The sequence below is a fragment of the Methylorubrum rhodinum genome (assembly GCF_014199935.1).
GTDB lineage: Bacteria > Pseudomonadota > Alphaproteobacteria > Rhizobiales > Beijerinckiaceae > Methylobacterium > Methylobacterium rhodinum.
This window is the reverse complement of record NZ_JACHOP010000019.1, coordinates 67,824-94,359: the sequence shown is the minus strand read 5'-3', so window position 1 is coordinate 94,359 and position 26,536 is coordinate 67,824. Positions and strand designations below refer to the sequence as shown.

Below are 26,536 nucleotides of genomic sequence, written 5' to 3'. Positions count from 1 at the left end.
GACCGCATGAGCGGAGCCGCGATCCTCCGCGGACAGGGCCTCACCGTCGGCTACGGGGCGCGGCGGGTCCTCGACGGGCTCGACGTGGCGATCTCCGCCGGCGGCGTCACCGCGCTCTGCGGGCCGAACGGCTGCGGGAAGTCGACGCTGCTGCGCACGCTCGCCGGATTGCAGCCGGCCCAGGCCGGGACCGTGGAGATCGACGGGCGACCGCTTAGGGAGTTGCGACGGCGCGAGCGCGCCCAGGCGCTGGCGATGCTGGCCCAGGCCAACGAGGTGCCGGCCGGCCTCACCGTGTTCGAGCTGGCGGCCTACGGGCGCCACGCCCACCGCCGGCTGATCGGCGGGCTGTCTTCCGCCGACCGCAGCGCGATCCTCGACGCCCTCGCGGCGACGGGCCTGCGCGATCACGGCGCCCGCGAGGTGGCGGCGCTGTCGGGCGGCGAGCGGCAGCGGGCCTGGATCGCCATGGCGCTCGCCCAGCAATGCCGCGTGCTGCTCCTCGACGAGCCGACGACCTGGCTCGACGTGCGCCATCAGGTCGAGCTGGTCTCGGCCCTCAAGGCGCTGAACCGCGAGCGCGGCATCACCATCGTCTGCGTGCTGCACGACCTCAATCAGGCCGCGGCGCTCGCCGACCGGGTGCTGCTGATGAAGGCCGGGCGTATCCTCCACGACGGCCGCCCCGCCGAGGTGCTGCGGCCGGGGCCCTTGGCCGAAGTCTACGGCGTCGAGATGTGGCGGCTCGACCATCCGGATTCGGAGGCGCCGCTCTGCGTGCCGGCCTTTGCTCCGGCCCGACGCCAGACCCGCGAAGCCCGCTCATGACGGCGCTCGCCGCCGAGATGCCGGCGCGGGTCCGGCCGTCGCCGGGCCTCCGGCTCGGCCTGATCGCCGCCGTCCTTGTCGTGCTCGTGGCACTGGCCCGGCTGTCGCCGACGCTTCATGCACTCGCCACCGCGCCCGGCCCGACCGAGGCGGAGGCCGCCCGCTTTCTGTTCTGGGAACTGCGGCTACCGCGGGTGCTCGCCGGGCTCGCCGCGGGCGCGGCCTTCGGAACCGCGGGCGCCCTATTCCAGGCGGTGACGCGCAACCCGCTCGCCGCCCCCGATCTTCTGGGGGTGACAGCGGGCGCACAGATCGGTGTCCTGCTGGGCCTCACGGTGCCGGCACTGGCCGCGTTCTCGGGGCCGCCGCTGCTCTTCGTCTGCGGGCTCGGCGCGGCGGCGCTCGCGCTGACCGCCGCGGGCGGCTGGCGCGCCCCACCGCTCCGGCTGCTGCTCGCGGGCGGCGCCTGCGCCCTGCTGCTCGGCGCCGGCATCACCGTGACGCTCGCCCTGTTCGAGCAGAACATCGCCGGCCTCGCGCTGTGGAGCGGCGGCGCGCTCTACCAGCCCGGCGCCGACGGCCTCGCCGAGGCCGCCCTGTGGCTGCTGCCGCCGCTCCTCGCCCTGCCCTTCCTGCTGCGCGGCCTGGAGGCCCTGTCGCTCGGCGACGACGCCGCCACCGGCATCGGCGTCGCCGTGGTCCCCTTGCGCTTCGCGGGCGTCGTCACCGCCACCGCGCTCACCGCCTTCGCCGTGGCGCTCGCCGGCCCGATCGGCTTCATCGGCCTCATCGCCCCGAACCTCGTGCGCGCCGTCGGTATCCGCCGGCTCGGCAGCGTCGTCCTCCTCTCCGCGCTCGGCGGCGGCGGCCTGCTGATCGCCGCCGACGGCGCGGTGGCGGGGCTCGGACTCTCGGCAGGCCTCTCCACCGCCGTCGCCACGGCGCTGGTCGGCACGCCGATCCTGCTCGTCCTGGTGATGCGCGGGCGCACCCTGACGCCCCCGGACCGCGGCGAGGTCGCGGCCTCGGGCCGGGCCGCCTCGCTCGCCGTCGTGACGCTGGCGCTGCTTGCCGCCCTCGTGGCGCTTGCCGCCTTCGGCCTAGCCTGGGGCGAGACCTGGCTCCCGCCCGCCCGCTGGTTCGCGGCGCTCGCCGGCACCGATCCTGAAGCCGCACTGATCCTCGGCATCCGCGGTCCCCGCATCGCCGTGGCGGCGATCGCCGGGATGATGCTGGCGGCCAGCGGCGTCGTGCTCCAGAGCGTGGTGCGCAACGCGCTGGCAGGCCCCGAACTCCTCGGCGTCACGCAGGGCGCGGCGCTCACCACGCTCTGCGGCCTGCTGGCCTGGCCCCTGATCGGCCGCCCCGAGACCTTCGCCCTCGCGCTCGCGGGCGGGCTCGCGACGCTCGGCCTGATCCTCGCGATCAACCGCCGCCGCCGCTTCGCGCCGCTGCCCGTGGCGCTCACGGGGCTGGCCTTCAGCGGCCTGTTCGCAGCCCTGACCTACGCGGTGATCGTCGAGACCAGCGCCCAGCCGGCCCGCGCCCTGATCTGGCTCGTCGGCGGCACCTACGGCCGGGCATGGCCCGATGCGGTGGCGCTGCTGCCCTGGCTCCTCCTCAGCCTGCCGGCGCTCGCGTTCCTGAGCCGCCCCCTCGATCTCCTGACCCTCGGCGACGACGCGGCGGCGGGGCTCGGCCTCGACGTCGCGATCCTGCGGGCGCTGGCGCTGGCGCTCGCCGCGGTGCTGGCGAGCGCCGCGGTCGCCATCGTCGGGCCGCTCGCCTTCGTCGGTCTGCTGACGCCCCACCTCGCCCGCCTCGCCGGCTTCCACGCCCATGGCGACCGGATGCCGGTGGCGATGCTCCTCGGCGCGTTGCTGGCGGTCGCCGCCGACATCCTCGGCCGGGTCGCGCTCGCGCCGAAGGAGATCCCGGCCGGCGCGCTGACCGCGCTGATCGGCGCGCCCTACTTCCTCTGGCTGATGTCCCGCGGACGAAGGGCGCCCCGGTGATGCCGAGCCGCCGCGATTGTCTCGCCTGGGGGCTGGCCGCCGCTTCCGGGCTCGCCGTGAAGCCGGCGCGTGCCGCCGACCTCGTGTTCCGGCGCTCCGCCCATCTGCCGGAACCGGCCCGACGGGTCGTGGCGCTGGAATTCCTGATCGCCGAGATGCTCGCCTCGGTCGGCCTCCCGCCGGTGGGCATGTCGGACCCGAGGCTCTATCCCGGCTGGATCGGCGTCGCGTCCGATCGCCTGAAGGGCGCCGCCGACGTCGGCACGCGCCAGCAGCCGAGCCTGGAGGCCATCGCCCGGCTCAAGCCGGACCTGATCCTCGGCGTGTCCTATCGCCACGCGCCGCTCTTCGACGTGTTCGAGGGCATCGCGCCCACCGTGCTGTTCGACTTCGCCCCCGAGCCCCCGGCCACGCGGCTCGATTCCGCCTTCGCGCTCCAGACGATGATCGGCGGCTATGTCGGGCACCGGGCGCAGGCCGAGCAGGCGAACGCGGAGGTGTCGGCGGGCATCGCCAGGGACGCCGCCCGGCTCGTCGAAGCCGGTCGCGCCGGGCGGCGCCTCGTGGTGCTGCAGGAGCTGGGCGGCCAGGACACCTACTGGGTCTTCACCGCCGACAGCCTCTCGGCAGGCCTCGCGGAGCGGCTGGGCCTGCGCTTCTGGCCGCCGGATCGCAGCAGCGAGGGCGTGCGCCCGCTGACCTCCGAGGACCTTCTCGCCCTCGACGATGCCGACGTGATGCTGGCGAGCATGACCGGCCCCGCCGTCCCGCTCGACGCCAAGACGCGCAGCGCCGCCTGGCAGCGCGTCCCGGCCCTGCGCGCGGGCCGCGTCGGCCTGATCGAGCGCAACATCTGGAATTTCGGGGGACCCGGCTCGGCGTTGCGGCTCTCGAACAGGATCACCGAGACGATCCTGCGGGCGCCCGCTTCGGGCTGAGATGGCGCTCCGTCATCGCGAGGCGGAGCCGGAGCGATCCTGCGCTCCGCGTTTTCCGGCGATGTCGCGGCCCCTCATTCGAAGCCTGCGCGACCAGTCTCTTCGGCAGTACCCTGTCGCGACGCTGCGCCTTCTCCAACCCTCATCCTGAGCTGCTCGGCCGGAGGCTGAGCCTCGAAGGAGGGAGTTGGATGGGCAAGCCCGCCGAACCGGCTGCCGATGATCGCAATCGATCCGATGTTGTGGACGCCGTCGCCGCGAGCGTCCATCCGGAACGACAGAGTCACCACGACGGCGCGCCCTTGACCGACACCACCTATCCGCCCCTCGACATCCTGAAGCCGGTCGTCCCCGATCTCTGGATCGTCGACAGCGGCCCGCTCTCCGGCCCGTTGCCGCTGCCGGTGCGGATGACCGTCGTGCGGCTCTCCGACGGCGCGGTGTGGCTGCACTCGCCGACGCGCTTCGACGAGGCGCTGGCCCGCGCGATCGAGGCGATCGGGCCGATCCGCCACCTCGTCGCGCCCAACATTGCCCACTGGATGTTCCTCGGCGCATGGCAGCGGCGCTTCCCGGATGCCGTCACCTGGGCCGCGCCGAACCTGCGCCACCGCGGACAGGTGCGCCGCAGGATCGAGGCGGGCGAGTTGCGGCTCGACCGCGACCTCGGCGAGCAGAGCCCGGGGACGTGGGCGGGCGACCTCCGCCAGACCCTGGTGCCCGGCGGCCTGGGTTTTCGCGAGGTCGCCTTCTTCCACACCGCGTCCCGCACCCTGATCCTCACCGACCTCGTGCTGAACTTGGAGCCGGAGAAGCTGCCGGTGCACCTGCGACTGCCGCTGCGCCTTGCGGGCGCCACGGCCCCCGACGGGCGTGCGCCGCTCTACCTCCGGCTCGCCGTGCGCCTCGGCGGCCGCGCCGCCTCGCGGGCGGCGGCCGCCCTGGTGGCTTTGGCGCCGCAGCGGGTGCTGTTCGCCCACGGCGCGTGGTTCGAGCGCGAGGCGACGCCCGCCCTGCGGCGCTCCCTGCGCTGGCTGATCCGTTAGGCTGCCGAGGGAAGCATCAGGTCTCGCCGCGGCATGATGCCGGAGGCGAAGCCGAGACAGAGCCCGAGCGCGCCAACGATGTCGAGATGAGGCAGGACGGCGTTCGGCAGGACGGAGCCGAGATCCGCGGCGGTCATGCCTTTCAAGCTTTTGCTGAGGGGTCTGTGTCGGTTGGGCCGGCGATCGGCGCGCGCAGGCGCCCGGTCCCTGCCGATCCGCCAGGGTCGGACGGAGAAGCGAGAGTTCACGGGAGATGCCTGCGCCGGAGGGCGTTGCGCCGCGGCATCGCCCGGAACAGGGGCGCCGAAAGGGCGGTTCACCGGCAAGAATCCGACGGACAACCCGACGAACTTTGCCCCTGCCGCGCGAGGATCCTTGCCCGTGAGATTGAAGCCGCTTCGCGATCAGGTCGTCGTCGTCACGGGGGCCTCCAGCGGCATCGGCCTCGCCACCGCCCGCCGGGCGGCGCGCCGCGGCGCCCGCGTCGTGCTCGCCGCCCGCAGCGGGGAGGTGCTGGAAGACATCGCCCGCGAGATCGGGCCGCGCGCGCTCGCCGTCGTTGCCGATGTCGGCGAGCGGCGGGACATCGAGACTTTGGCCGAGCGGGCGGTGGCGACGTTCGGGGGCATCGACACCTGGGTGAACGTCGCCGGGCTGACGGTCTACGGGCCGTTGCGGGAGATCACGCAAGAGGACCACGAGCGGCTGATCCGCACCAATTTCTGGGGCACGGTCAACGGTTCGCTGGTGGCCGCCGAGCATCTTCGGGCGCGGGGCGGCGCGCTGATCAATGTCGGCAGCATCGCCTCCGACCTCGCCTTCCCGTTCCAGGGGCTCTACGCCGCCTCGAAGCACGCGGTGAAGGGTTTTACGGATACCCTGCGGATGGAGCTGATCGCGGAGGGCGCGCCGGTCTCGGTGACGCTGGTCAAGCCCGCCTCGATCGATACGCCGCTGCCGGCGCGTGCCCGCAACTACATGGACCGCGAGCCCATGCTGCCGCCCCCGGTCTACCCGCCGGAGGAGGTCGCCGCCGCGATCCTGCACGCCGCAGAGCATGCGGTGCGCGACATCGTCGTCGGCGGGGGCGGCAAGCTGTTCGCCGCCGGCAAGGAGTTCGCACCGGGCGCCTTCGACCAGTTGGCCCCTGCGATCATCGCGATGCAGAAGCGCAAAGGTCCGCCGCGGGCGCCGGAAGGGGCGCTGCATGCGCCGCGCGCCGCCGGCCGCGAGCGCGGCGACCAGCCGGGCTACGTCCAGCGCACCAGCGTCTACACGCGGGCGAGCCTCCACCCGCTGGCCTCGTCGGCCATCGGCATCGGCGTGGCAGCGACCGTCGCGGCGCTGGCGCTGGGCGGGCGACGGCGATCGTAATCATAGGCTGCATTGGGCGATTGTCCCCTCCCCCTTGTGGGGAGGGGTTCGGGGTGGGGGTGGTTCAGGAGGAACCGCCGAGTCTCATCCGGCACCACCCCACCCTCCTACCTCCCCACAAGGGGGAGGGAAATGCTTCCTCATGCCAGCCCTCAGCGCTACTGCTGGAAATACTTCAGATCGAGCGCCGACAGCGCCAGCAACGGCGGCGGGATGACGACGCCGGCGACCCGCATCGAGCGCGCTACGGCGCGGCAGGTGGCCAGATCGTTGGCGGCGGCGGCCGTCTCGATCTTCTCGATGGTGGACGCGTCCGGCTTCGGGCCGGGGGCGGGCGTGCCGGGGCCGGGGGGAACCTTGGCGTCGGCGTTGGCGCGGGCGCGGGGATCGGTCGCTGGGTTCGTCGCCGCGTTGGGCGTGGTCGCGGCGGTCTTGGGGTCCACAGGCTTCACCTCGGCCGGCTTGGCTTCGGCAGGCTTCGCCTCTGCGGCCTTGGCCTCCGGCTTCGAGCCGTTCTCGGAGACCGTGCCGCTGAGACCGGAGGTCTTCTGCGTCTCGCTGGTGCCGGAGGGCTTGCCGCCCTCGGTCTTGCCCGAGGGGTTCGAGACGGCGGTGGCCTGCTGCGGCGGTGTGGTCGCGGCCTGCTTGGCGGGCTCGGGCTGCTTCACGAAGGCGAGCAGGTCTTGGCAAAGGTTGGCCGGCTTGCCGGGCTCGGGCGCTGCGGGAGCGGGCGCCGCATCCTGCGCCGCGGCGAGGCCGACGGAGAGCGCGAAGGCGCCGAGGCCGGCCGCCAGAAGACGGGCGAGGGAGGACGAGGTCATCGGGCGCTCTCCTGACGCGGATCGAATACCGAAAAAAACTCACGAGCGCTTGGGATGCGAACCCTCGCCCTCGGCCTTGCCGTGCGGCTCCGACTCGAACTCGTCGGGGCGCGGCGCGCCGTTCCAGCGCGGGCCGACGAGGTTGGTGCCGGGCTCCGACACCCTGGCGCCGGAGGTCGCGAAGGCCTGGTAGGCGAGTTTCTGGCTGCTGGTGAGCGCGAACATCGCCAGCACCCCGAGGGTGACGGCGGCGATCACGGCGGCGGCGAAGGCTTTCATGGAGGCGGTTCTTCCCGAGGGAGCCGGGTGGCTCCGGTTCGAAAGGCGGGCCGGGACGGCGGGTTTTCGCCGTCCCTCGGTCACTCGGCCGGAGCCGGATGTCCCTTCAGCTGCGGGCCGCTGGCGGTGCGGGCCTGCTCCTGCTCGACCCAGAGGTCGTGGTGCGCGCGCGCCCAGGCGAGATCGACCTTGCCGCTGCCCATGGCGTCGTAGGCGCCCTCCATGCCGAGCGAGCCGATATAGATGTGGGCCAGGATGCCGGCGATGAAGGCGATGCCGATCACCGAGTGGACCACCTGCATCAGCTGCATGCCGTTGATGTCGGTGAGCGCGAAGGGGAAGATCATCATCAGGCCGGTGACGCTCATGGCGGCGCCGAAGCCCGCGACCATCCAGAACACGCCCTTCTGGCCGGCATTGAAGCGGGCCGCATGCGGGTGGCCCTTGCCGATCAGGCCGCCGCCGGCCTTGAGCCACGCGATGTCGATCTTGTTCGGGATGTTGTCCTTGATCCAGAGGACGAACATGAAGGCGACACCGAGCATGAACGGCCACGCGAGGTAGATGTGGCTGTACTTCGCCCATTGCGCCAGTGTGCCGAAGGCATCGGGTCCGATCAGCGGCATCAGCAGACGCTTGCCGAAGATGTAGTTCAAGCCCGAGAGCGACAGGATGATGAAGCAGGTCGCCGTCATCCAGTGGGTGAAGCGCTCGAAAGCGTTGAAGCGCAGGATCTTCTTACCGGATTCCTGGCTGTGCTCCATCTTGATCCGGCCGCGGAACATGAAGAATGCCCCGAGCGCGGCGATCATGCCGAGGATGGCGAGCGCGCCGATCCACGGCAGCCAGCCCTCGCGAAAACTCTGGTACTCGCGGCCCTGCGGCTGGATCAGGTAGGCCGACTTGCCGTCGGGGATCGAGACCCGGCCGGTGATCGTGTCCTTCTGCTTGAACAGGAACTCCTCGTTGACCGAATCCGCCGTCGGCCGCGCGCCCATCGGGTTCACGCCATCGGCCTGGATCGGGTTCTGCGCCAGCGCAGGCGCGAGCGCCGCCGGGCCGGCGACGAGCATCGCGGCCAGAAGGAGGGTCTTGAGGAAGGTCACTGCCCGCCGCATCGGCGTTCCTTTCCAAATCCGTGTCGAGGCGCCGCCGACCGGCACCTCAGGATGAGGTCGAGGGTGGGAATACGGTTCGAGGACTTGCGCCCTCGAACCGAGCGTTCAGATCGCGACGGTCTCGCGGTAGGCCGTCTTCCAGCCCCAGGCGCCGGAGCCGTAGCCGCGCTTGATCACCCGCTGCTTGTAGATCTCGGCGATCATCTCGCCGTCGCCCGCGAGCAACGCCTTGGTCGAACACATCTCGGCGCAGAGCGGCAGCTTGCCCTCCGCGAGGCGGTTCGAGCCGTACTTCTCGTACTCGGCGGTCGAGAAGTCGGGCTCGGGGCCGCCGGAGCAGTAGGTGCACTTGTCCATCTTGCCGCGCGAGCCGAAGTTGCCGACACGGGGATATTGCGGCGCGCCGAACGGGCAGGCGTAGAAGCAGTAGCCGCAGCCGATGCAAATGTCCTTCGAATGCAGGACGACCGCGTCGGCGGTGGTGTAGAAGCAGTTCACCGGGCAGACCGACGCGCAGGGCGCGTCGGTGCAGTGCATGCAGGCCATCGAGACCGAGCGCTCGCCGGGCTTGCCGTCGTTCAGCGTCACGACGCGGCGACGGTTGATGCCCCACGGCACCTCGTGCTCGTTCTTACAGGCGGTGACGCAGGCGTTGCACTCGATGCAGCGATCCGCGTCGCAGAGGAACTTCATCCGGGCCATGGTTCGGGTCGCTCCTCGTCAGGCCGCTGCGATCTGGCACAGGGTGCACTTCGTTTCCTGCATGCCCGTCACAGGATCGAAGCCGTAGGTCGTCACGGTGTTCACGCTCTCGCCGAGCACCACCGGGTCGGTGCCCTTCGGGTAGTAGTCGCGCATGTCCTTGCCCTGGTACCACCCGGAGAAGTGGAACGGCATGAAGGCCACGCCCTTGCCGACGCGGTCGGTCACCAGCGCCTTCACCTTGGTCTTGGACTTGTTCTCAGGGCCGTAGACCCAGACGAACTGCCCGTCCTTGATGCCGCGATCGGCCGCGTCGCCGGTGTTGATCTCGACGAACATGTCCTGCTGCAGCTCGGCAAGCCACGGGTTCGACCGGGTCTCCTCGCCGCCGCCCTCGTACTCGACCAGACGGCCGGAGGTGAGGATGATCGGGAAGTCCTTGGCGATGCCCCGGTCCACCACCGCCTTCTGCACCGTGAGGCCGATGTTGGGCACGCGCAGCTGCCGCTCGTCGGGGCGGGTCGGGTATTTCGCCACGAGGTCGGGGCGCGGCGAGTAGATCGGCTCGCGGTGGACCGGCACCGGGTCGGGCAGGTTCCAGGCGTTGGCCCGGGCCTTGCCGTTGCCGAAGGGCGAGACGCCGTGCTCCATGCACACCCGCTGGATGCCGCCGGAGAGGTCGGTGGCCCAGCTCACGGTGTCGGGCTTCTCGCCGCCGATCTTGAGGATCGTGGCGCGCTCCTCCTCCGTCAGGTCCTTGTCCCAGCCGAGCTTCTTGAACACCCCGAAGGTGAATTCGGGGTAGCCGTCGGTCAGGTCGGAGCCCTTCGAGAAGGAATCCTCGGCCAGCAGCGTCTGGCCGTTGCGCTCGGTGCCGAAGCGAGCGCGGAAGGTGCCGCCGCCCTCCTTCACATGCATGTTGGTGTTGTAGAGGATCGCCGAGCCCGGATGCTTCAGCTCCGGCTTGCCCCAGCACGGCCAGGGCAGGCCGTAATAGTCGCCGCCGACCTCCGGATCGTCCTTCGGCGCGCGCAGCGTGATGAGGTCGAACTTGTGCTGGTTGCGCATATGCGCCTTCAGCCGCTCCGGCGACTGGCCGCAATAGCCCGTCGACCAGCCGCCGCGGTTGATCTCGCGCAGGATGTCCTCGGCGACCGGAATGCCGTTCTCGACCTTGATGTTCTTGCACAGCTTGTCGGCGAAGCCGAGCTTGGTCGCCAGCTTGTAGAGCACCTCGTAGTCGTTCCTCGACTCGAAGGCCGGCTGGACGATCTGCTCGCCCCACTGGATCGAGCGGTTCGAGGCCGTGCGCGAGCCGTCCATCTCCAGCGAGGTGCAGATCGGCAGGAGGTAGGTGTTGTCCTGCCGGGCATCGAGCGCCGCGAAGGTGGTCGGGTGCGGATCAGCGACGACGAGGAGTTCGAGCTTGTTCATGCCCTCGATCGCCTCGGGCATGCGGGTGACGGTGTTGCCGCCGTGGCCGAACACCATGAAGGCCTTGATCGGGCTGCGCTGATCGATCTGCTCCGGGGGCAGGTTCACGGCATCGAACCAGCGGGTCGAGGTGATGCCCGGCGCCTCCATGTTCTCCTTGCGGGTGCGGGCCTTGCGGCCGGCGGTCGCCGGGACTTCGTCGAAGCGCGATTGCAGCCACTCGTAGGGCACGTCCCAGACGCGGGCCCAGTGCCGCCAGCCGCCCTCGACGAGGCCGTAATAGAGCGGCAGCGTCGTCACATCGAGGCCGAGATCGGTCGCGCCCTGCACGTTGGTGTGGCCGCGGAAGATGTTGGCGCCGGTGCCCGGCTTGCCGACGTTGCCGGTGGCCAGACACAGGATGCACAGCGCGCGCACGTTGGCGGTGCCGACGGTGTGCTGCGTCGCGCCCATGCACCAGATCAGGGTGGCGGGCTTCTCCTTGGCGAACTTTTCCGCGACGCGCTTCAGCTGCTCGCCGGGCACGCCGGAGACGCGCTCGACCTCGTCGGGCGTCCACTTGGCGACTTCCTTGCGCACGTCGTCCATCGCGTAGACGCGCTGGGCGATGAACTCCTTGTCCTCCCAGCCATTCTGGAAAATGTGCCACAGGATGCCGTAGACGACCGGGATGTCGGTGCCCGAGCGGATGCGGACGTATTCGGTGGCGTGCGCGGCGGTGCGGGTGAAGCGCGGATCGATGACGATCATGTTCGCGCGGTTGATCTCCTTGCCCGACAGCACGTGCTGGAGCGAGACCGGGTGCGCCTCGGCCGGATTGCCGCCGAGCACGATCATCGTCTTGGCGTTGCGGATGTCGTTGTAGCTGTTGGTCTGGGCGCCGTAGCCCCAGGTGTTGGCCACGCCCGCAACGGTCGTCGAGTGGCAGATGCGCGCCTGATGGTCGATCGAGTTCGTGCCCCACAGGGCGGCGAACTTGCGCATCAGGTAGGAGGCCTCGTTGGTGAACTTGGCCGAACCCAGCCAGTAGACCGAATCCGCGCCGTTCTTCTCACGGATGGCCAGCAGCTTGTCGCCGATCTCTTCGTAGGCCTGATCCCACGAGATGCGCTTCCACTGACCGCCCTCGAGCTTCATCGGGTACTTGAGGCGCCGGTCCGACGAGACCAGCTCGCGGATGGCCGCGCCCTTGGCGCAGTGCGTGCCGCGGTTAATCGGGCTGGCATAGGACGGCTCCTGGCCGACCCAGACGCCGTTGACGACCTCGGCCGTCACCGTGCAGCCCACCGAGCAGTGGGTGCAGATGTTCTTCTTCACGACCGTGTCCGGTCCGACCGCCGAGGAGCCGGCGGCCTGCGCCTTGCGCACGGCGCCGAGCTGGATCGTGCCGGCGGCCGCCAGCGCGCCCGCCGTGAGGCCGGAGCGGCGCAGGAAGGCGCGCCGGTCGAGCACGCCCGCGGCAAGGCCCGCGGCCACCGCCTGATGCTTGGAGCGAGACGCCTCGCCGCTTCTACGCTTGATCAGCATCGCCGCCTCACTTCGGTCCGGTGGACGTCGGGTCCATGTTCTTCTTCAAGGTCTCGTACCCGTTGGTGCGGTAGAACGCCTTGACGTGGTCGCTCTCGCGGTAGCGGCTCTTGGTCTCGTCGTTGCCCGGATCGTAGGCCTGGGCCTCGGTCGCCCCCATCGGCGAGGCGACCGCGGCGGCCACCGCCACCGTGCTGCCGCCGAGCGCGCGGAAGAACTGCCGGCGACCGAGCGTCTTCCCGTCCTGTGCCATCATCCCGTCTCCCCTGGCGGCGCCTCATCCTCGGATGATCCGTCCGCGCGTGACTCTTTCACCGCCGGAGCGGCGTTCGACGTCAGCCTTCCATCGCGAAGGCTTCGGTCTCGATCTCGATGAAGGTCCGGCCGAGTTCCCCGACCGTCCGGTAGAACCGCGCCGCCTTGGCCTGCTCCAAGTCGGCGAAGAAGCGGGTCGCCCACGGCGCGACGTGCCGGGCGAAGAAGCGCGCCTGCATCCCGGGCTCCGCCTCGAACCGCCCGGCGGCGAGGCCGGCCATGACTTCGAGGAGCATCGCGAGGTGATCCTCCGGCTCGCTCATCGCCTCGCCGCGCTCGATGCCGAGGGCGGAGAAGTCTTCGCGCACGCGGGCGAGCGGGCGCTCGTTGAGGAAGCCGGTGAGGTAGTAGGAGGCGTAAGGCAGAAGTTCGCCGCGACCGACGCCGACGAACAGCTCGAAGAACTCGCGCTCGATCGCCTGCGCCGAGGTCGTGGCGGCGGCCCGGCTGAGATCGGACAGGTGACGGCCGAGAACGCCCTCGCCGCCCTCCATCTCCCCGAGCGCATCGAGCAGGGCCACGTCCGGCGCCCGGCCGAGCAGGGCAGCCAGCAGGTCGTAGTGCCGGGCGCGCAACTGATCGACGTCGTCGATCACGGGGGAAGCCCCCGGCGCCGCTCCCTCGGTCAATCCCACCACCGACGCCACAGAACCCACCGTCCCTCCGAGCCCATACCCCAGGACCGCTTGTTTGGATCGATAATAAAAAGCGTTTGTGTTGGCCGCAATCGGATTTTGCCTGAATTACGCGGGCTTCGCCCCTCCGTGACGCCGCAGCCGCGGTTCCGGCCGCGGCGCTTCGGCCGCTTTGGGCTGAGGCGGTTCGGCAGATACAATCGAAGCTTGCGCAGGCTCCGGTTCGGGCGCGGGCACTTCGTCGGCGGCCTCCGCGACCCCCGTTTCCGGCGACTCGGTGGGCTCCGGTTCGGGCGCGTCGGCCGGCGATCCGGCTTCGGGTTTCGCCTCCGCGGGGTCGCGGAACAGCCGACCGAGCATCGCCTTCACGTCGTCGCCCGGCAGTAGCGGCCCCATCCCCGGCACGCCGCCCGGCGTGTTCCAGTCGTAGGCGTATTCCCGCGCCTCGCTGACGAAGTCGCGGATCGACGGATCGAGCGACCACATCCGCCGCAAAGCCGCGTTGCGCAGCGCCGAGGGGACGCCGGTGCGCAGGAAGGGCGTGAGGTCGGTGTCGGGGGTGAGAGCATCGAGGGAGGGAAGGTCGAGGAGATGCTGGTCGGTGTCGGCAGGCACTTCCGAAGCCGCCGTTCGATCACCGAGCGCCTCAAGGTCGGGCGCCTCTCCTCCCCCTTGCGGGGAGGAGGGAGGAGGTGGGGGTGGTGCAGGAGGCACCGCTCCCGCCTCATCCTGCACCACCCCCACCCCTACCCCTCCCCACAAGGGGGAGGGGACAGGCGCCTCCTGCGCCACGTTCTGCTCCGCGGCCTTCACCGCCTCCTTGCGGCGGGCCCAGCGGGAGAGGAAGCCGTCGCTCATTCCCCCCTCCCCGACTCGATCCGGGCGCGGCGGGCGAGCGCCTCCGGGTCGGCGCGGTCGCGCTTGCGCTTCTCGAAGGTGCGCTCGATGTGGAAGGCTTCGAAGAAGGCCAAGAGCTTGGCCTGGATCTCGGGGGGCATCGCCACCGCCTCGACGATCTCGCCGATGCCTTCGGCCATCGCCTCGCCCTCGTAGGGGTCGGCGGTGACGGTGGCGATCTCGTAGGTCTCGTCGCCCGTGGCGCGGAGCGCCACCCAGAGCGAGGGTTGGCCCGAGACGAGGTTGTCGCGGTAATGCGCGGTCTCGGCCACATGCAGCGAGACCTCGTAGGCGCCGGCGTAGAAGGTCGCCTCGTCCTCGGTCTCGCCGAGCGGGGTCCAGGCCGGCGCGGCGGGCGCCGCCGGAAGTGCCGCCACGGGCATCCAGGCATGGCTCGCCCACGGCCCCTTGAGCCGGCGGCGGGCGACGATGATGCCGACCTCGAAGCGATCCTCGGGGGTCATGCTCGATCCTCAGGCGGCGCGGTCGGCGAGCGGCAGGCCGACGACGAGGTTGTGGGGCTTGAGCGTCACGGACTTCTGCGCGTTCATGGCGAGCAGGAGATAGACCGGCCTGTCGCCGACCCGCGGATCGACGCGGGCCGGATCGGCGAAGGTCAGCGCGAAGACGACGAGCAGGCGCTCGCGGGCGGCGGCATCCAATGCCTCGCCGTTCCAGAGCGCGTTGCCCAACCGCGTGCCCTCCGCGTCGAGCCCGACGAACCAACGCCAGTCCGGGTCCTCCAACCCGTCGCGGGTTTCGACCCGCACCTCGGCGTTCAGCAGATGGCCGACGAAACTCTCGATGGCGCGGGCGAGCCCGTCGCGCGCCTTCTGGCTCGCGAGGTTGAGCGCCACGGTGAAGGCGTCGGAGCGGCTCCAGTAGGTCCAGGCGTTCTCGTCGTTGAGGACGTCGAGTTCGTTGGCCGCTTCCTTGCCGAGCATGCCGACGAGCGGCGGGAGCGGGGCCGAGCCTTCGCGCGCCTCGATCACCTCCGCATCGGCGAGCAGCACCGCCCCCTCATGCAGGCTGACCCGCTGTGGGCGGAAGAACAGTTCGGCCGCGCGCAGCACGAACGGGTCGTCGCAGGCATCGAGCGCGTTGCGCAGGATCAGGTGGCAGAGCTGGTTCAGGAACAGCCCCGGCACGCCCTGCAATCCACCGCGGATCAGCGCGAGATAGGCCGCCTCGACCGAGCGGGCGGCGAGCAGCCGGTCGCGGAAGGCCAGCATCACCTCCCAATTCTCGCGGGCGTCCAGATCGGCGATTTTTTGCAAGTCACTGCGCGGGATGGGGCAGCGCGGGTCGGCCATCAGCGCGGCGTGAAGCGCCCGCTCGGCCTCGCAGGCCTCGTCCGGCGGCACCAGTTCGGGCCGGGCGAGGTAGGCGAGGATCAACTCGTCCGTCACCGCGAGCCCACCGCCCTCGGTGCGCTGCGTCAGGTGGTGGCCGCTCGAAACCCAGAACTCGGTCATCGTCTCATCGTCTCAAGGCCGCCCGACATCGCACTTTTCCCCACCCAACTCCCTCATCCTGAGGTGCGGAGCGAAGCGCAGCCTCGAAGGAGGGCTCCAGCCGGCCGCGCGATCCCTGGAGCCCTCCTTCGAGGCCGCTTCGCGGCACCTCAGGATGAGGGGGTTGGGTTGGAGCACGCCGGAACACGGCGCTCATCCTACACTCGCTCAACGCCTCGGCTCGCTGCCCCGCACCATGCCGACCAAGTCGGCCTCCTCCTCCGGCCCCTCCTCGTCGGTCTCGACGAAGTGGAAGGCGCGGGCGTGGAGCGGGTCGGCCCCCGGCGCCCGCTGGTGGAGCGTACGGAAACTTTCGTGGATCTCGCCGCCGTCCACCGTGCGGTGCATCGCCACGACGCTGCCGACGGGCAGATTGCAGAGAGAGGCCGCCACCGCGATCTCCTCCTCCGCCGCGCCACGGGCCGCCGCGAGGTTCGGCGCGCCGAAGCGTTCCAAGATGTGGCGGGCGAGCGTCTCCACCGCCTCCGTGCGCTCGGCCTCGCTCGCCTCGCTCACCACGACGAGGGTCGAGAAGCCGAGCGAGCGCACGCCGGCAAAGCCCGAGCGGAAGGCGGCGCGCGCCTTGCCGGTGAGTTCTGCGGGGTCGGAATCGAGAAAGAGAAACGAGCCCGTCACCGCCCACTCGCCGGGCTCGGCAGCCTCAGCGAAGACGAAGGTGTCGGACGGGTCGAGCCGCAGGGTACGCGGCAGCCGATGGGCGCTCACAGCCGCACCGTCCCGGTCTCGGGATCGCACCACGCCGGTTGCACGAGGGCGGGCAGCAGCGGCCGGTCCTCGCTGAGGCCGGGGGCGAAGGTCAGGCGCAGGTCGCCGTCGTCCACGATCTGCGCCTCCCGGGCGTGGGGCGGCAGGGCGAGATGGTCGAGGTAGCGCCCGGCGAGGTGCTGAAACCCGTCCTCGGTCCAGATCTCGAACGCCTTGGTGAGGAAGCGGGCAAAACTCTCGGCGAGCGGTCGGGCGAGGTCGGCGGGAAACCCCTCCTCCTCGAGCGAGGTCGATTCCGGCGTCAGGCCCGGATCGCCCGCATGGCGCTTCGAGGCGATGAGGCTCGCCGAGAAGACGAGCCAGTCCGGCACATCCCCCTCGCCGCAGCCCTCCGGCCAGCCGAGCCGGCCGCCGCCGAGGCGCGCCTCGTTGAAATGCAGGGTGTCGGGCCAGGAGACCACGACCGGAATCTCCGGCGGGCCGAAGCCGCCGATGGCCTCACTGAGCGCCCACATCCCGGCAAACAGCGCGCGGCGGGCGCCGGCCAGCGGCTCGTCGGGGGCGAGCACCACGGCGAGCGTCAGGATGCCGTCGCGCTCGCCGAGCACCAGCGTGCCGGCCTCGGCATCCGAGGCGGCCAGCCGACAGGTCTCGCCATGCACGTCGGTGCCGGCCGCGGCGAAGACACCGGTGAAGGCCGGCGGGAGGACGAGATCCGCCGGGCGGGCCTCCGGAAACAGGGTCATGAATGGGCGTCTTCGAGGCTGCGGCGTCGGGTCGTCGAGGGCCGGGCGGGCGTGTCGGCTCGTCGTTTGGAACGATATGAGTATATGAAATGCAGGCCCCGGCGCGAAGGGGCCGCACTCCGTCGAAGCAGTCAGGTTTCCCCGTGTCCGATCGTCTCGTGTTCGCCTGCTCCTGCGAGAAGACGATGCCGCTCGATGCCGCCGCCCTGGAGAAGGGCTGCGGCGGGCAGGTGCATCTCGCCGACCAGCTCTGCGGGCGCGAGCTCGACCGCTTCCGGCAGGCCCTCGCCGGGCAGGCTCCCGTCACCGTCTCCTGCACGCTGCAGGCGCCGCTGTTCGACGAGGTCGCCGAGGAGACGGGCGCTGGGACCGAAGTCACCTACGCTAAGATCCGCGAGACCGCGGGCTGGTCGACGCAGGCCGCCCGCTCCGGCCCGAAGATGGCCGCGCTTCTCGCCGCCGCCGCCGAGCCGCTGCCCACCGCCGGGACCGTGCCGATGGAGAGCCGCGGCGTCGCCCTCGTCTACGGGCGCGACGAGGTCGCGGTGGAGGCGGGCCGGCGGCTGGCCGAACATCTCGACGTGACGGTGCTGCTCTCGCGCCCCGGCGCGGTGGCCCCGCTCCACCGCAACGAATTCCCGATCCTGAAAGGAACGGTGCGGACCGCGAAGGGCCATCTCGGTGCGTTCGAACTGCGCATCGACGATTACGCCCTGCCCAGCCCGTCCTCGCGCACGCAGCTCGATTTCGGCGCCGCCCGCGACGGCGCGACCTCGACTTGCGACCTCGTGATCGACCTCACCGGCGGCACGCCGCTGTTTCCCGCACACGACCTCCGCAGCGGCTACCTGCGGGCCGACCCGCGCGATCCGGCCGCGGTCGAGCGGGCGATCACGGCGGCGTCCCATCTGGTCGGCGAGTACGACAAGACCCGCTTCGTCGATTTCCGCGCCGAACTCTGCGCCCATTCGCGCTCGCGCATCACCGGCTGCACCCGCTGCCTCGACATCTGCCCCACCGGCGCCATCGCGCCGGCCGGCGACAGCGTCACGATCGATCCTTATGTCTGCGCCGGCTGCGGCAGCTGCGCCGCCGTGTGCCCGACGGGGGCGGCGGGCTACGCCCTCCCTCCCGGCGACGCGCTGATGCGCCGCCTGCGGGTGCTGATGCGCGCCTATCGAACGGCGGGCGGAACGGACGCCGTCGTGCTGTTCCACGACGGCGATCACGGCGAGCCGCTGATCGACGCACTCGGCCGCCATGGCGAGGGCCTGCCGGCCAACGTCCTGCCGGTGCGGGTCAACGAGGTGACGCAGCTCGGCCCCGAGGTGTTCGCGGCGCTCTTCGCCTACGGCGCGGCCGGCATCCGGTTGCTGGCGCGTGCCCGGCCCAAGCACGATCTCGACGGCCTGCACCGCACCATCGCGCTCGCCGACACCCTCGCCGCGGCCCTCGGCTACGGCGCCGGCCTCGTCGCCCTGATCGAGACCGACGATCCCGACGCGCTCGGCGCCGCCTTGCGCGACATCGCGCCTGGCCGCACGGCGGTGACCCCCGCGGGCTTCGTGCCGGACGGGGGCAAGCGCGAGATGCTGCGCCTCGCCTTCCGCGAGATGCACGCCGCCGCGCCCGATCCGGTGGAGGCGGTGCCGCTCGCCGCCGGGGCGCCGTTCGGCGGGCTCGATTTCCGCAGCCAGGACTGCACCCTCTGCCTGTCCTGCGTCGGCGCCTGCCCGACCCACGCGCTCACCGACAGCGCGGACCGCCCGCTGCTGGCCTTCGAGGAGAGCCTGTGCGTCCAGTGCGGGCTGTGCGCCGCGACCTGCCCGGAGGACGTGATCGACCTCAAGCCCCAGATCGACTTCGCCGCCTGGGCCGCGCCGCGCCGGGTGGTGAAAGAGGAGGAGCCCTTCGCCTGCATCGCCTGCGCCAAGCCGTTCGGCACCCGCTCCAGCATCGAGCGGGTCATCGACAAACTGCGCGACCGCCACTGGATGTTCACCGGCGAGGCCGGCGAGGCGCGCATCCGCTCGCTGATGATGTGCGACGATTGCCGCGTGGAAGCCGCGCTGAACCAGGGCTTCGACCCGCACGCGCCGGAGCGGGCGAAGCCGCGCACGACCGAGGATTATCTGCGCGAGCGTGAGTCGGGTGGGGCGGCGTCGTGAGGGGGGATCGGCGACGCTCCAAGTGAAGCGAGCGTGTCTCGGAATCCGTCCCCTACTGCGTCGCCTTCTCCAGGAACCGAACCAGCGCGGCGCGGTCGTCCGCGCTGGTGATCGTCTGCTCCGGCATCCGCGTGCCCGGCGTGTAGCGGGCCGGGCCCACCTCGAACAGGCGCGCCACCGTCTCCGGCGTCCAGACGATGTCCATGCGCCTGAGCGCCTCGGAATAGCGGTAGTCCGGCAGGCTGGCGATGCGGCGGCCGAAGAGGCCGGCGAGCGTCGGGCCGGCGCGGGGGCCCTCGTCGGCTTTCAGCGAGTGGCAGGCCACGCAGGCGCGAAACACCTCGGCGCCGCGCTCGCCGTGGAAGGCCGCGAGGGTGTCGGCCGGGCGCGGCATGGCGAGCGGGCCGATCGGCGCGCCGGTCGCCGCGTCCCAGCGGCGCACGAGCCGGTCGCCGCCGCCGGTGATCAGCTCCGAGCCGTCCGGGCGCCACGCCACCGACCAGACCGGCAGGCCGGGGCCGACCAGGGTGTAGAGGATCTTCGTGGTGTCCCGCTCGATCACCGCCACCGTACCGCCCGCCCCCGCCGCAGCGAGCCGCCTGCCGTCGGGCGAGAGCGCCAGGGCGATCACCGGCGCCGGCCCGAGTTCGACCGAGGCGCGGACCGCGCCGTCCGCATCGATGAAGCGCACCGTCGCATCCGCTCCGGCGGCGGCGATCGTCCCGTCGGGGGCGACCGCCAGCGTGCTCAGCGCGCTCGGCAGGGTGACGCTGGTGACCGGCTCGCCCGCAGCCGACCAGATTCGCACGGTGGCATCGGAACCCGCCGTGACGGGGCGGCCATCGGGCAGGAACGCGACGGCGTTGACGTTGCCCTTGTGGCCCTCCAGCACCCGCGCCGGGCCGCCGGCCAGCGGCCAAAGCCGGGCGGTGCCGTCCCAGGCGGCGGAGGCGAGGGTCCGGCCATCGGGCGAGACCGCGAGGCCGGCGACCGGGCCGGCATGGCCCTCCAACACCCGCTCCGGCTCCGGCAGCCCGAGCCGCCAAAGGGCGATGCGCCCGTCCTCCGAGGCGGTGGCGAAGCGCCCGTCCGGCAGCACCGCCACCGCGTTCACCGCGCCCTCGTGGAAGCGCAGCACCGAGAGCGCCGTGCCGGTGTCGAGCCCCCAGACGATGGCCGCCTGATCGAACCCGCCGGAGACGGCCAGCCGCCCGTCGCCGGTGACCGCGAGCGCCCTCACCGGCCCGCCATGGCCGCGCATCTGGGCGGAAGCCGGCGACGTGGCGAGGACGGCGAGGGCGGCGGCAAGGCCGAGGATCGGGATGCGCTGGATCATGGCGGCTCGATCGGAAAAGGCGCGGGACCATAGCCGAGGCGCACGTGGCCTGTCTGCGCCGCGCGGCTGGGCCGCGATGTCCCATGCGCTCACCCAATCTTGATCATCCCGGAGGGATGGCGCATCGCTCCGATCATGAGACAGGCGGGCCCTCGACAGCCGATCCCGACGCTCCTGCGGGCCGGCGCATGACGCGCACAGCCTCGGCGGCATTGATGCCGCTCGCCGAAGCGCGCGCGCTCCTGCTCGGGCTGGCCCGGCCGGTTTCGCCGGAGAGGGTGCCGCTCGCCGAAGCGCTGGGCCGCATCGCCGCAACGTCGATCCAAGCCCCGCGCGACCGGCCGACCGAGCCCACGTCCCTGCGCGACGGCTACGCCGTGGACTCGAGTCTCGTCGGTGGCGCCTCGCCCTACGCGCCGGTGCGGCTGTCGCAGGCACCGGCCTGGATCGAGACCGGACACACCCTGCCCGCGGGCACCGACGCGGTGCTGGCGCCCGAGGGACTGGAGGGGCGCGACGCCGTCGCGGAGGTGTTTTTCCGCGAAGGCGTGCGGGCGCCGGGCGAGGACTTCCTGAAGGGCGATTCCCTCGTCGCGGCGGGCGAACGGATCGAGCCGCGCCATCTTCTGGCGCTCGCCGCCTGCGGGGTGGCGACCATCGACATCCGGCGACCGCGCGTCGCCCTCGTCGCCACCGGCCCGTCCGAACCCGATGCGCTGACGCCGTTCCTGGCGGCCCTCGCCGCGCGGGAGGGCGCAGGGGTCGTGACGGCGCAGGCATCCGACGAGGCGGAGGCCATCGCGGAAAAAATCCGCGGCGTCGAGGCCGACGCCGTGCTGCTGCTCGGCGGGACCGGCCTCGGGCGCACCGATCACAGCGCCGCCGGCCTCGCCGGAGCCGGCCGGCTGCTGGTCCACGGCATCGCCCTGCGGCCGGGCGAGACCGCCGGGATCGGCGAGGTGGAGGGGCGCCCGGTGCTGCTCGTGCCGGGCCGGCCCGAGGCGGCGGTCGCGGTGTTCCTGGCGCTGGGCCGGCCGCTCGTCGCGGCGCTGTCCGGCTCGGCCCCGCCGGCCCCGACCCCTGCGGTCCTCACGAAAAAGATCGCGTCGGGCATCGGCCTGAGCGAGATCGTGGTCGGACGCCGGGTCGCGCGGGGCGTCGAGCCGCTCGGCGGCGTGGACCTGCCGCTGCGGTGTCTCGTACACGCCGATGTCGCCGTGCTGGTACCGCCGGAGCACGAGGGCTATCCCGAGGGGACCGAGGTCGAGGTTTGGGACCTGTGAGCGAGCCCCGCGACACCGAGGATTTCGTCCGCCGCCTCGCGGCCGCTTCGCGTCAGGAGCAGTTCCTGACGGTCGTGAGCCGGGAGGACGCGCAGGCCGCCTTTCGCAGGGCGGTGCCGCACGTGGCTCTTCGCCCGGAGACGGTGCCGCTCGCCGCTTCGCTCGGCCGGGTGCTCGCGGGCGATGTCGCCTCGCCGATCGACGTGCCGCCCTTCGACCGGGCTCTGGTCGACGGCTTCGCGCTGCGCGCCGCCGACACCGAGGGCGCCGGCCCTGCGCGGGCTCGGCGGCTCGCCCTCAACCGCGAGATCCTGGCCTGCGGCGTCGCCCCGGCGCTGGCGATCGAGCCCGGCACCGCCACGCCGATCGCCACCGGCGGCGTGATCCCCCGCGGGGCCGACGCCGTGGTGATGGTCGAGCAGACGGAGTTCGACGAGGGCGCGCTCGCCATCGACGTCGCCGCGCCGGTGCGCCCCGGCCAGTTCATCGGCTACGCCGGGGCCGACATGGCGCTCGGCGAGACGGTCCTGCGCAAGGGGCTGACGATCACCGCCCGCGAGATCGGCATGCTGGCGGCCTGCGGCATCGCCGCGGTGCCGGTGGTGCGCCGCCCGCTTGTCGCGATCCTCTCCACCGGCGACGAGCTGACGGCGCCCGGCGCGGCGCTGGCACCCGGCGCGATCTACGATTCGAACGGGGCGATCGTCGCGGCCTCCGTCACCGAGAACGGCGGCGAGCCGGTGTCGTTCGGCATCGTGCGCGACGACGAGGCCGCCCTCGAACGGGCCCTGCGCGAGGCGTTGGCCGGCAACGATCTCGTCGTCCTGTCCGGCGGCACCTCGAAGGGCGCGGGCGACGTGTCCCACCGCATCCTCGACCGGCTGGGTTCGCCCGGCATCCTCGTCCACGGCGTGGCCCTGAAGCCCGGCAAGCCGCTCTGCCTCGCGGTCGCCGACGGAACGCCGGTCGTCGTGCTGCCGGGCTTCCCGACCTCGGCGATGTTCACCTTCCACGACTTCGTCGTGCCGCTGGTCCGCGCCCTCGCCGGCCTGCCGCCGCGGGAGGAGCAGGCGGTCGCCGCCAGCCTGCCGCAGCGGGTGCCGTCCGAACTCGGCCGCACCGAATTCGTGATGGCCTCGCTCGGCCGCGGGCCCGAGGGGCCGGTGGCTCTGCCGCTGCCGAAGGGCTCGGGCTCGGTCACCGCCTTCTCCCAGGCCGACGGCTTCTTCGCGATTCCGGCGGCCCGCTCCGGGCTGGAGGCGGGCGAGACGGTCTCGGTGGTGCGGCTCGGCGCCGGCGTGCGGGCGCCCGACCTGACGATCGTCGGCAGCCACTGCGTCGGGCTCGACCGGCTGGTCGGCCTCGTGGCCGAGCGCGGCTTCACCGCCCGCACCGTCTGGGTCGGCTCGGCGGGAGGGCTCGCGGCGTTGCGGCGGGGCGAGTGCGATCTGGCCGCCATGCACCTGCTCGACCCCGAGACCGGCCGCTACAACGCCCCGCTCCTGGAGCCCGGCATGCGCCTCGCCCCCGGCTGGCGCCGGCTTCAGGGCGTGGTGTTCCGCCCCGGCGACGGGCGCTTCGAGGGCCGCGGCGCCGGGGACGGCGTCGCCGCGGCCCTGGCGGATGCCGATGCCGTGATGGTCAACCGCAATGCCGGCTCCGGCACGCGCCTCCTCGTCGACGGCCTGCTCAAGGGCGCGCGGCCTCCGGGCTTCTGGAACCAGCCGCGCTCGCACAACGCCGTCGCGGCCGCCGTCGCGCAGGGGCGGGCCGATTGGGGCGTGGCCATCGCCAGCGTCGCCGCCGCCTACGGCCTCGGCTTCCTGCCGCTGACGGAGGAGCATTACGACTTCGCCTACGCGGCCGGCACGGAGGAGCGCCCGGCGCTCGCGGCTTTCCTGGCGCTGCTGCGCGCATCCGAGACTGCGGCGGCGCTGACCGAACTCGGCTTCACACCGGCGGGAGATGCCGCATGAGCGGGCTCAAGGTCATCGGCCTCGCCGGCTGGAGCGGGGCGGGCAAGACCACCCTGCTCGCCCGGCTGATCCCGCTCCTCGTCGCCCGGGGCGTGCGCGTCGCGACGCTCAAGCACGCCCATCACGGCTTCGACGTGGACCATCCGGGCAAGGACTCGCATGTCCATCGGCAGGCGGGCGCGAGCGAGGTCATCGTCTCTTCCGCCCGGCGCTGGGCGCAGATCCGCGAGGTCGAGGAGGGCGAGGAAGCCCGCCTGCCCGCTCTGCTGCGGCGCCTGACGCCGGAGGGCCTCGCCCTGGTCGAGGGCTTCAAGCGCGAGGCCCATCTCAAGCTCGAAGTGTTCCGCGAGGCCAACGGCCGCCCGCCGATCCACCCCGACGATCCCCGCATCGTCGGCATCGCCAGCGACGTGCCGTTCCCGCAAGCCGGTCTCCCCGTGGCCGGGCTCGACGACATCGCCGCGATCGCCGATCTGGTGCAGCGCCTCGCCGAGCCGCTCGATGCGGTGCTGGCCCGGCTGGAGACCGCCTGATGGCCCAGCTCACCGACGATTGCTTCGCCTTCGGCGGCAAGCTCCTGGCGATCGAGGAGGCGGTCGCCCGCATCGCCGAGCGTTTTCCGGTGATCGCCGGGACCGAGATCGTGCCGCTGGCCGAGGCCGACGGGCGCGTCGCGGCCGCGGACGTCTTCGCCGAGCACGACCTGCCGCCCTTCGCCAACTCCGCGGTCGACGGCTACGCCGTGCGCCACGCCGACCTCGCCGACGGCACCGAGACCGTGCTGCCGGTCACCGGCCGCCTGCCCGCGGGCCGTGCGGCGGAGGATGACTGGCCGGGCGGAGCGATCCGCATCTTCACCGGCGCGCCGATGCCGCCGGGTGCCGACACGGTGTTCATGCAGGAGGACGTGCGCCGCGACGGCGACCACGTCGCCCTGCCGCCGGGGCTGAAGCCCGGCGCCAACGCCCGGCCCGCGGGCGAGGACATGGCGCGCGGCGCGCTCGCGATTCCCGCCGGGCAGAGGCTGCGGCCGCAGGACCTCGCGCTCGCCGCCGCCACCGGCCATGCGCGCCTCACCGTGCGGCGGCGCCTCAGGGTGGCCCTGTTCTCCACCGGCGACGAACTCGCCGAGCCCGGCGCGGCCCTGCGGCCGGGTTCGATCCACGATTCGAACCGGGTGCTGCTCGCCTCGCTTCTCCACCGGCTCGGCTGCGCGGTCTCGGATCTCGGCATCCTGCGCGACGATCCCGCGACGCTGCCGGCCCGTCTCGCGGCGGCGGCGGAGGGCCACGACCTGATCCTCACCTCCGGCGGCGTCTCGACCGGCGAGGAGGACCACGTGAAGGCCGCGGTCGAGGCGATCGGACGGCTCGTGCTGTGGCGGCTCGCGGTCAAGCCCGGCCGGCCGGTGGCGGCCGGGCTGGTGGCCGGCACGCCCTTCCTCGGCCTGCCGGGCAATCCAGTCGCGGTCTACGTGACGCTGCTGTTCGTGGTGCGGCCGCTGCTCGCGGCGCTCGGCGGCGCGCGCTACGCGCCGCCCCTCGCTGTCCCCGTGCGTTCCGGATTTCCGTACAAGAAGAAGCAGAGCCGCCGGGAATTCGTGCGCGTCATCCTGTCCAGGGACGCGGACGGACTGACCGCAACAAAGTTTCCGCGGGACGGGGCGGGCGTGCTGACCTCGCTCACCGGCAGCGACGGTCTCGTGGAGCTGCCCGACGACACGACCGGCGTCGCGCCGGGCGATCTTCTCGCCTTCTATCCCCACGCCCTGCTCTGGTGAGGCTCAAGCCTCCGGCGGCGGGGCGTAGCCCGAGACCGCGCGGGCGCGGTTGCGCATCAGGTCGCGCAGCGGCGCCAACCGCTCCGGCGGCAGCGCGGCGCGGGCGGCCAGATAGTAGGTCTCCCAGCCGAGCGGCCGGTAATCGAGGGCGAAGCGCTCGGCCACCGCCCGGGTGCCCATGCCGACATCCGCCGCCCCGGTGGCGATGAGCGCGGCCACCGCCTGATGCGTGAATTCCTCGCTGTGGTACCCGATGATCTCGTCGACCGGCAGGCCGGCCTCCCGGCACAGCCGCTCGAACCAGATGCGGGTGCCCGCGCCCCGCTGCCGGTTCACGAACCGCGCTCTTCGCGCGGCGATGTCGGCGACGCCGGTCAGGCGAAGCGGGTTGCCGGGGGCCAGCAGCAGGCCCTGCTCCCGGCGGAACAGCGGCGCGACCGCGAGTTCGGCGTCGCGGAACAGGGCGTCGAAGGGCGGCGGGGGCGGCCCGTCCGCGCCGAAGTGGAAGCCCGCGGCCTCGACCGCGCCCTCGCGCAGCCGCGCCAGCGCGTCCAGGCTGCCCGCGATCATCAGATCGATCTCGGGCCGCGCCTCCACGGCTTCGAGAAGCAGCGGATCGTGGCTCGCGGCGAGACGGATGCGGGCCACCTCCGGCTGCAGCAGGCGCCGCAGCCCCTCGGCGAGGGCCAGTTCCTCGGCGGCGAGCGCCGGCCCGAGCCGCACCTGCGAGGCCCGCAGCAGGGTGAGCAGGCCGGTCCCGAGCGGGGTCAGGACGCTGCCGTGGCCCTTCGTCTTCACCGCCGCCGGGCGGCCGAGCGCGTGCTCCAGCGCGGCGAGCTGCCCCCAGGCCGAGCGGTAGGAGACGCCGAGTTCCTCCGCCACGCCTTGGAGCGAGCCGGAACGGTCGAGGGCCTCCAGCAACGCATGCGTCGGCCCCAGCGCGATGTCGGCCCGGCCGCCGCCCGCGCGGCCCTCCATCCGCAGGCTCACCCTCATATGCAAGCCCTTTCCTATTGATCTTCGCCCACGTGGCGTAGCATCCGGCGGATCGAGGCGCAGCCCCGGCGCCGGCCGCGGC

General features: G+C 72.4%; 25 protein-coding genes. 10 read left to right on the top strand and 15 right to left on the bottom strand.

Translation table 11 applies throughout. The features are described from left to right. Positions 1 to 6 precede the first annotated feature (6 nt). The 4 genes from HNR00_RS18765 (at position 7) to HNR00_RS18750 (ending at position 4,827) form a co-directional block, all read left to right on the top strand. Entirely contained in the window at positions 7 to 828 is an 822-nt protein-coding gene (locus tag HNR00_RS18765) for an ABC transporter ATP-binding protein (protein ID WP_183571893.1), read from the top strand. Then, positions 825 to 2,843, top strand: a complete 2,019-nt coding sequence (locus tag HNR00_RS18760; protein ID WP_183571892.1) for an iron ABC transporter permease — start codon at positions 825 to 827, stop codon at positions 2,841 to 2,843. The genes HNR00_RS18765 and HNR00_RS18760 overlap by 4 nt, the downstream gene beginning before the upstream one ends. Continuing rightward, positions 2,843 to 3,781: an ABC transporter substrate-binding protein gene (locus tag HNR00_RS18755; protein WP_183571891.1), complete on the top strand. Its 939-nt coding sequence runs from the start codon at positions 2,843 to 2,845 to the stop codon at positions 3,779 to 3,781. The genes HNR00_RS18760 and HNR00_RS18755 overlap by 1 nt, the downstream gene beginning before the upstream one ends. A gap of 302 nt (positions 3,782 to 4,083) precedes the next feature. Beyond that, a complete protein-coding gene (locus HNR00_RS18750) occupies positions 4,084 to 4,827 on the top strand; it encodes a DUF4336 domain-containing protein (RefSeq protein WP_183571890.1) in 744 nt (247 codons plus the stop codon). Here the strand turns inward: HNR00_RS18750 and HNR00_RS18745 are convergent. Then, positions 4,824 to 4,964, bottom strand: a complete 141-nt coding sequence (locus HNR00_RS18745) for a hypothetical protein (protein WP_183571889.1) — start codon at positions 4,962 to 4,964, stop codon at positions 4,824 to 4,826. The two genes, HNR00_RS18750 and HNR00_RS18745, sit on opposite strands and share 4 nt — an antisense overlap. A gap of 244 nt (positions 4,965 to 5,208) precedes the next feature. Between HNR00_RS18745 and HNR00_RS18740 the strand changes: the two genes are divergently transcribed. Continuing rightward, a complete protein-coding gene (locus tag HNR00_RS18740) occupies positions 5,209 to 6,201 on the top strand; it encodes an SDR family oxidoreductase (RefSeq protein ID WP_183571888.1) in 993 nt (330 codons plus the stop codon). Positions 6,202 to 6,359: 158 nt separating this feature from the next. On the opposite strand, the gene HNR00_RS18735 is transcribed toward HNR00_RS18740, so the two are convergent. The 12 genes from HNR00_RS18735 to HNR00_RS18680 form a co-directional block, all read right to left on the bottom strand. Continuing rightward, on the bottom strand, positions 6,360 to 7,022 hold the full coding sequence (locus HNR00_RS18735; protein ID WP_183571887.1) for a hypothetical protein: 663 nt from the start codon (positions 7,020 to 7,022) through the stop codon (positions 6,360 to 6,362). A 39-nt stretch (positions 7,023 to 7,061) separates the two neighbouring features. Continuing rightward, on the bottom strand, positions 7,062 to 7,301 hold the full coding sequence (locus tag HNR00_RS18730; RefSeq protein ID WP_183571886.1) for a hypothetical protein: 240 nt from the start codon (positions 7,299 to 7,301) through the stop codon (positions 7,062 to 7,064). A gap of 80 nt (positions 7,302 to 7,381) precedes the next feature. Beyond that, positions 7,382 to 8,419, bottom strand: a complete 1,038-nt coding sequence (locus tag HNR00_RS18725; protein WP_183571885.1) for a formate dehydrogenase subunit gamma — start codon at positions 8,417 to 8,419, stop codon at positions 7,382 to 7,384. Between the two features lie 105 nt (positions 8,420 to 8,524). Then, a complete protein-coding gene (gene fdh3B, locus HNR00_RS18720) occupies positions 8,525 to 9,121 on the bottom strand; it encodes a formate dehydrogenase FDH3 subunit beta (RefSeq protein WP_144768302.1) in 597 nt (198 codons plus the stop codon). 18 nt (positions 9,122 to 9,139) lie between these two features. Further along, positions 9,140 to 12,082, bottom strand: a complete 2,943-nt coding sequence (locus HNR00_RS18715; RefSeq protein ID WP_183571884.1) for a formate dehydrogenase subunit alpha — start codon at positions 12,080 to 12,082, stop codon at positions 9,140 to 9,142. A gap of 7 nt (positions 12,083 to 12,089) precedes the next feature. Further along, positions 12,090 to 12,335, bottom strand: a complete 246-nt coding sequence (locus HNR00_RS18710; protein WP_183571909.1) for a formate dehydrogenase — start codon at positions 12,333 to 12,335, stop codon at positions 12,090 to 12,092. A gap of 82 nt (positions 12,336 to 12,417) precedes the next feature. After that, entirely contained in the window at positions 12,418 to 13,053 is a 636-nt protein-coding gene (locus HNR00_RS18705) for a TorD/DmsD family molecular chaperone (RefSeq protein ID WP_183571883.1), read from the bottom strand. 87 nt (positions 13,054 to 13,140) lie between these two features. Then, complete coding sequence (locus tag HNR00_RS18700; protein ID WP_183571882.1) at positions 13,141 to 13,890, bottom strand: DUF3306 domain-containing protein; 750 nt, start codon at positions 13,888 to 13,890, stop codon at positions 13,141 to 13,143. Beyond that, positions 13,887 to 14,393, bottom strand: coding sequence for a DUF3305 domain-containing protein (locus HNR00_RS18695; protein ID WP_183571881.1), 507 nt, complete (start codon positions 14,391 to 14,393; stop codon positions 13,887 to 13,889). The genes HNR00_RS18700 and HNR00_RS18695 overlap by 4 nt, the downstream gene beginning before the upstream one ends. Positions 14,394 to 14,402: 9 nt before the next feature. Further along, positions 14,403 to 15,404 (bottom strand): DUF6352 family protein, encoded by a 1,002-nt coding sequence (locus HNR00_RS18690; protein WP_183571880.1) that lies wholly within the window; start codon positions 15,402 to 15,404, stop codon positions 14,403 to 14,405. 207 nt (positions 15,405 to 15,611) lie between these two features. Beyond that, a complete protein-coding gene (locus HNR00_RS18685) occupies positions 15,612 to 16,169 on the bottom strand; it encodes a DUF6505 family protein (protein WP_183571879.1) in 558 nt (185 codons plus the stop codon). Then, complete coding sequence (locus HNR00_RS18680; protein WP_183571878.1) at positions 16,166 to 16,915, bottom strand: biotin/lipoate--protein ligase family protein; 750 nt, start codon at positions 16,913 to 16,915, stop codon at positions 16,166 to 16,168. Before HNR00_RS18680 ends, HNR00_RS18685 begins: the two co-directional genes overlap by 4 nt. A gap of 185 nt (positions 16,916 to 17,100) precedes the next feature. On the opposite strand from HNR00_RS18680, the gene HNR00_RS18675 reads away from it, so the two are divergent. Next, complete coding sequence (locus HNR00_RS18675; protein WP_183571908.1) at positions 17,101 to 19,083, top strand: 4Fe-4S dicluster domain-containing protein; 1,983 nt, start codon at positions 17,101 to 17,103, stop codon at positions 19,081 to 19,083. A 52-nt stretch (positions 19,084 to 19,135) separates the two neighbouring features. Here HNR00_RS18675 and HNR00_RS18670 read toward each other — a convergent pair whose 3' ends face one another. Then, the gene (locus HNR00_RS18670; protein ID WP_183571877.1) at positions 19,136 to 20,419 is read right to left on the bottom strand and encodes a c-type cytochrome; all 1,284 of its coding nucleotides are present in this window, start codon (positions 20,417 to 20,419) and stop codon (positions 19,136 to 19,138) included. 188 nt (positions 20,420 to 20,607) lie between these two features. On the opposite strand from HNR00_RS18670, the gene HNR00_RS18665 reads away from it, so the two are divergent. Genes HNR00_RS18665 through HNR00_RS18650 form a run of 4 tightly spaced genes read left to right on the top strand, consistent with a single transcriptional unit; the run spans position 20,608 to position 25,458 of the window. Then, on the top strand, positions 20,608 to 21,702 hold the full coding sequence (locus tag HNR00_RS18665; protein WP_183571876.1) for a molybdopterin-binding protein: 1,095 nt from the start codon (positions 20,608 to 20,610) through the stop codon (positions 21,700 to 21,702). Beyond that, the gene (locus HNR00_RS18660; RefSeq protein WP_183571875.1) at positions 21,699 to 23,678 is read left to right on the top strand and encodes a molybdopterin biosynthesis protein; all 1,980 of its coding nucleotides are present in this window, start codon (positions 21,699 to 21,701) and stop codon (positions 23,676 to 23,678) included. Before HNR00_RS18665 ends, HNR00_RS18660 begins: the two co-directional genes overlap by 4 nt. Then, a complete protein-coding gene (gene mobB / locus HNR00_RS18655) occupies positions 23,675 to 24,211 on the top strand; it encodes a molybdopterin-guanine dinucleotide biosynthesis protein B (RefSeq protein WP_183571874.1) in 537 nt (178 codons plus the stop codon). The genes HNR00_RS18660 and mobB overlap by 4 nt, the downstream gene beginning before the upstream one ends. After that, a complete protein-coding gene (locus HNR00_RS18650; protein WP_183571873.1) occupies positions 24,211 to 25,458 on the top strand; it encodes a molybdopterin molybdotransferase MoeA in 1,248 nt (415 codons plus the stop codon). The genes mobB and HNR00_RS18650 overlap by 1 nt, the downstream gene beginning before the upstream one ends. 3 nt (positions 25,459 to 25,461) lie before the next feature. Here the strand turns inward: HNR00_RS18650 and HNR00_RS18645 are convergent, their stop codons facing one another. Then, positions 25,462 to 26,454: a substrate-binding domain-containing protein gene (locus HNR00_RS18645; protein ID WP_183571872.1), complete on the bottom strand. Its 993-nt coding sequence runs from the start codon at positions 26,452 to 26,454 to the stop codon at positions 25,462 to 25,464. Between the last annotated feature and the right edge of the window lie 82 nt (positions 26,455 to 26,536).

Bases quoted from the DNA above. Each gene is read 5' to 3' on its own strand.
- HNR00_RS18695 (WP_183571881.1), bottom strand. From the start codon at position 14,393: ATGACCCCCGAGGATCGCTTCGAGGTCGGCATCATCGTCGCCCGCCGC.
- HNR00_RS18760 (WP_183571892.1), top strand. From the start codon at position 825: ATGACGGCGCTCGCCGCCGAGATGCCGGCGCGGGTCCGGCCGTCGCCG.
- HNR00_RS18670 (WP_183571877.1), bottom strand. From the start codon at position 20,419: ATGATCCAGCGCATCCCGATCCTCGGCCTTGCCGCCGCCCTCGCCGTC.
- HNR00_RS18725 (WP_183571885.1), bottom strand. From the start codon at position 8,419: ATGCGGCGGGCAGTGACCTTCCTCAAGACCCTCCTTCTGGCCGCGATG.
- HNR00_RS18650 (WP_183571873.1), top strand. From the start codon at position 24,211: ATGGCCCAGCTCACCGACGATTGCTTCGCCTTCGGCGGCAAGCTCCTG.
- HNR00_RS18700 (WP_183571882.1), bottom strand. From the start codon at position 13,890: ATGAGCGACGGCTTCCTCTCCCGCTGGGCCCGCCGCAAGGAGGCGGTG.
- HNR00_RS18765 (WP_183571893.1), top strand. From the start codon at position 7: ATGAGCGGAGCCGCGATCCTCCGCGGACAGGGCCTCACCGTCGGCTAC.
- mobB (WP_183571874.1), top strand. From the start codon at position 23,675: ATGAGCGGGCTCAAGGTCATCGGCCTCGCCGGCTGGAGCGGGGCGGGC.
- HNR00_RS18715 (WP_183571884.1), bottom strand. From the start codon at position 12,082: ATGCTGATCAAGCGTAGAAGCGGCGAGGCGTCTCGCTCCAAGCATCAG.
- HNR00_RS18680 (WP_183571878.1), bottom strand. From the start codon at position 16,915: ATGACCCTGTTTCCGGAGGCCCGCCCGGCGGATCTCGTCCTCCCGCCG.
- HNR00_RS18710 (WP_183571909.1), bottom strand. From the start codon at position 12,335: ATGGCACAGGACGGGAAGACGCTCGGTCGCCGGCAGTTCTTCCGCGCG.
- HNR00_RS18645 (WP_183571872.1), bottom strand. From the start codon at position 26,454: ATGAGGGTGAGCCTGCGGATGGAGGGCCGCGCGGGCGGCGGCCGGGCC.
- HNR00_RS18665 (WP_183571876.1), top strand. From the start codon at position 20,608: ATGACGCGCACAGCCTCGGCGGCATTGATGCCGCTCGCCGAAGCGCGC.
- HNR00_RS18745 (WP_183571889.1), bottom strand. From the start codon at position 4,964: ATGACCGCCGCGGATCTCGGCTCCGTCCTGCCGAACGCCGTCCTGCCT.
- HNR00_RS18690 (WP_183571880.1), bottom strand. From the start codon at position 15,404: ATGACCGAGTTCTGGGTTTCGAGCGGCCACCACCTGACGCAGCGCACC.
- HNR00_RS18755 (WP_183571891.1), top strand. From the start codon at position 2,843: ATGCCGAGCCGCCGCGATTGTCTCGCCTGGGGGCTGGCCGCCGCTTCC.
- HNR00_RS18735 (WP_183571887.1), bottom strand. From the start codon at position 7,022: ATGACCTCGTCCTCCCTCGCCCGTCTTCTGGCGGCCGGCCTCGGCGCC.
- HNR00_RS18730 (WP_183571886.1), bottom strand. From the start codon at position 7,301: ATGAAAGCCTTCGCCGCCGCCGTGATCGCCGCCGTCACCCTCGGGGTG.
- HNR00_RS18675 (WP_183571908.1), top strand. From the start codon at position 17,101: ATGCCGCTCGATGCCGCCGCCCTGGAGAAGGGCTGCGGCGGGCAGGTG.
- fdh3B (WP_144768302.1), bottom strand. From the start codon at position 9,121: ATGGCCCGGATGAAGTTCCTCTGCGACGCGGATCGCTGCATCGAGTGC.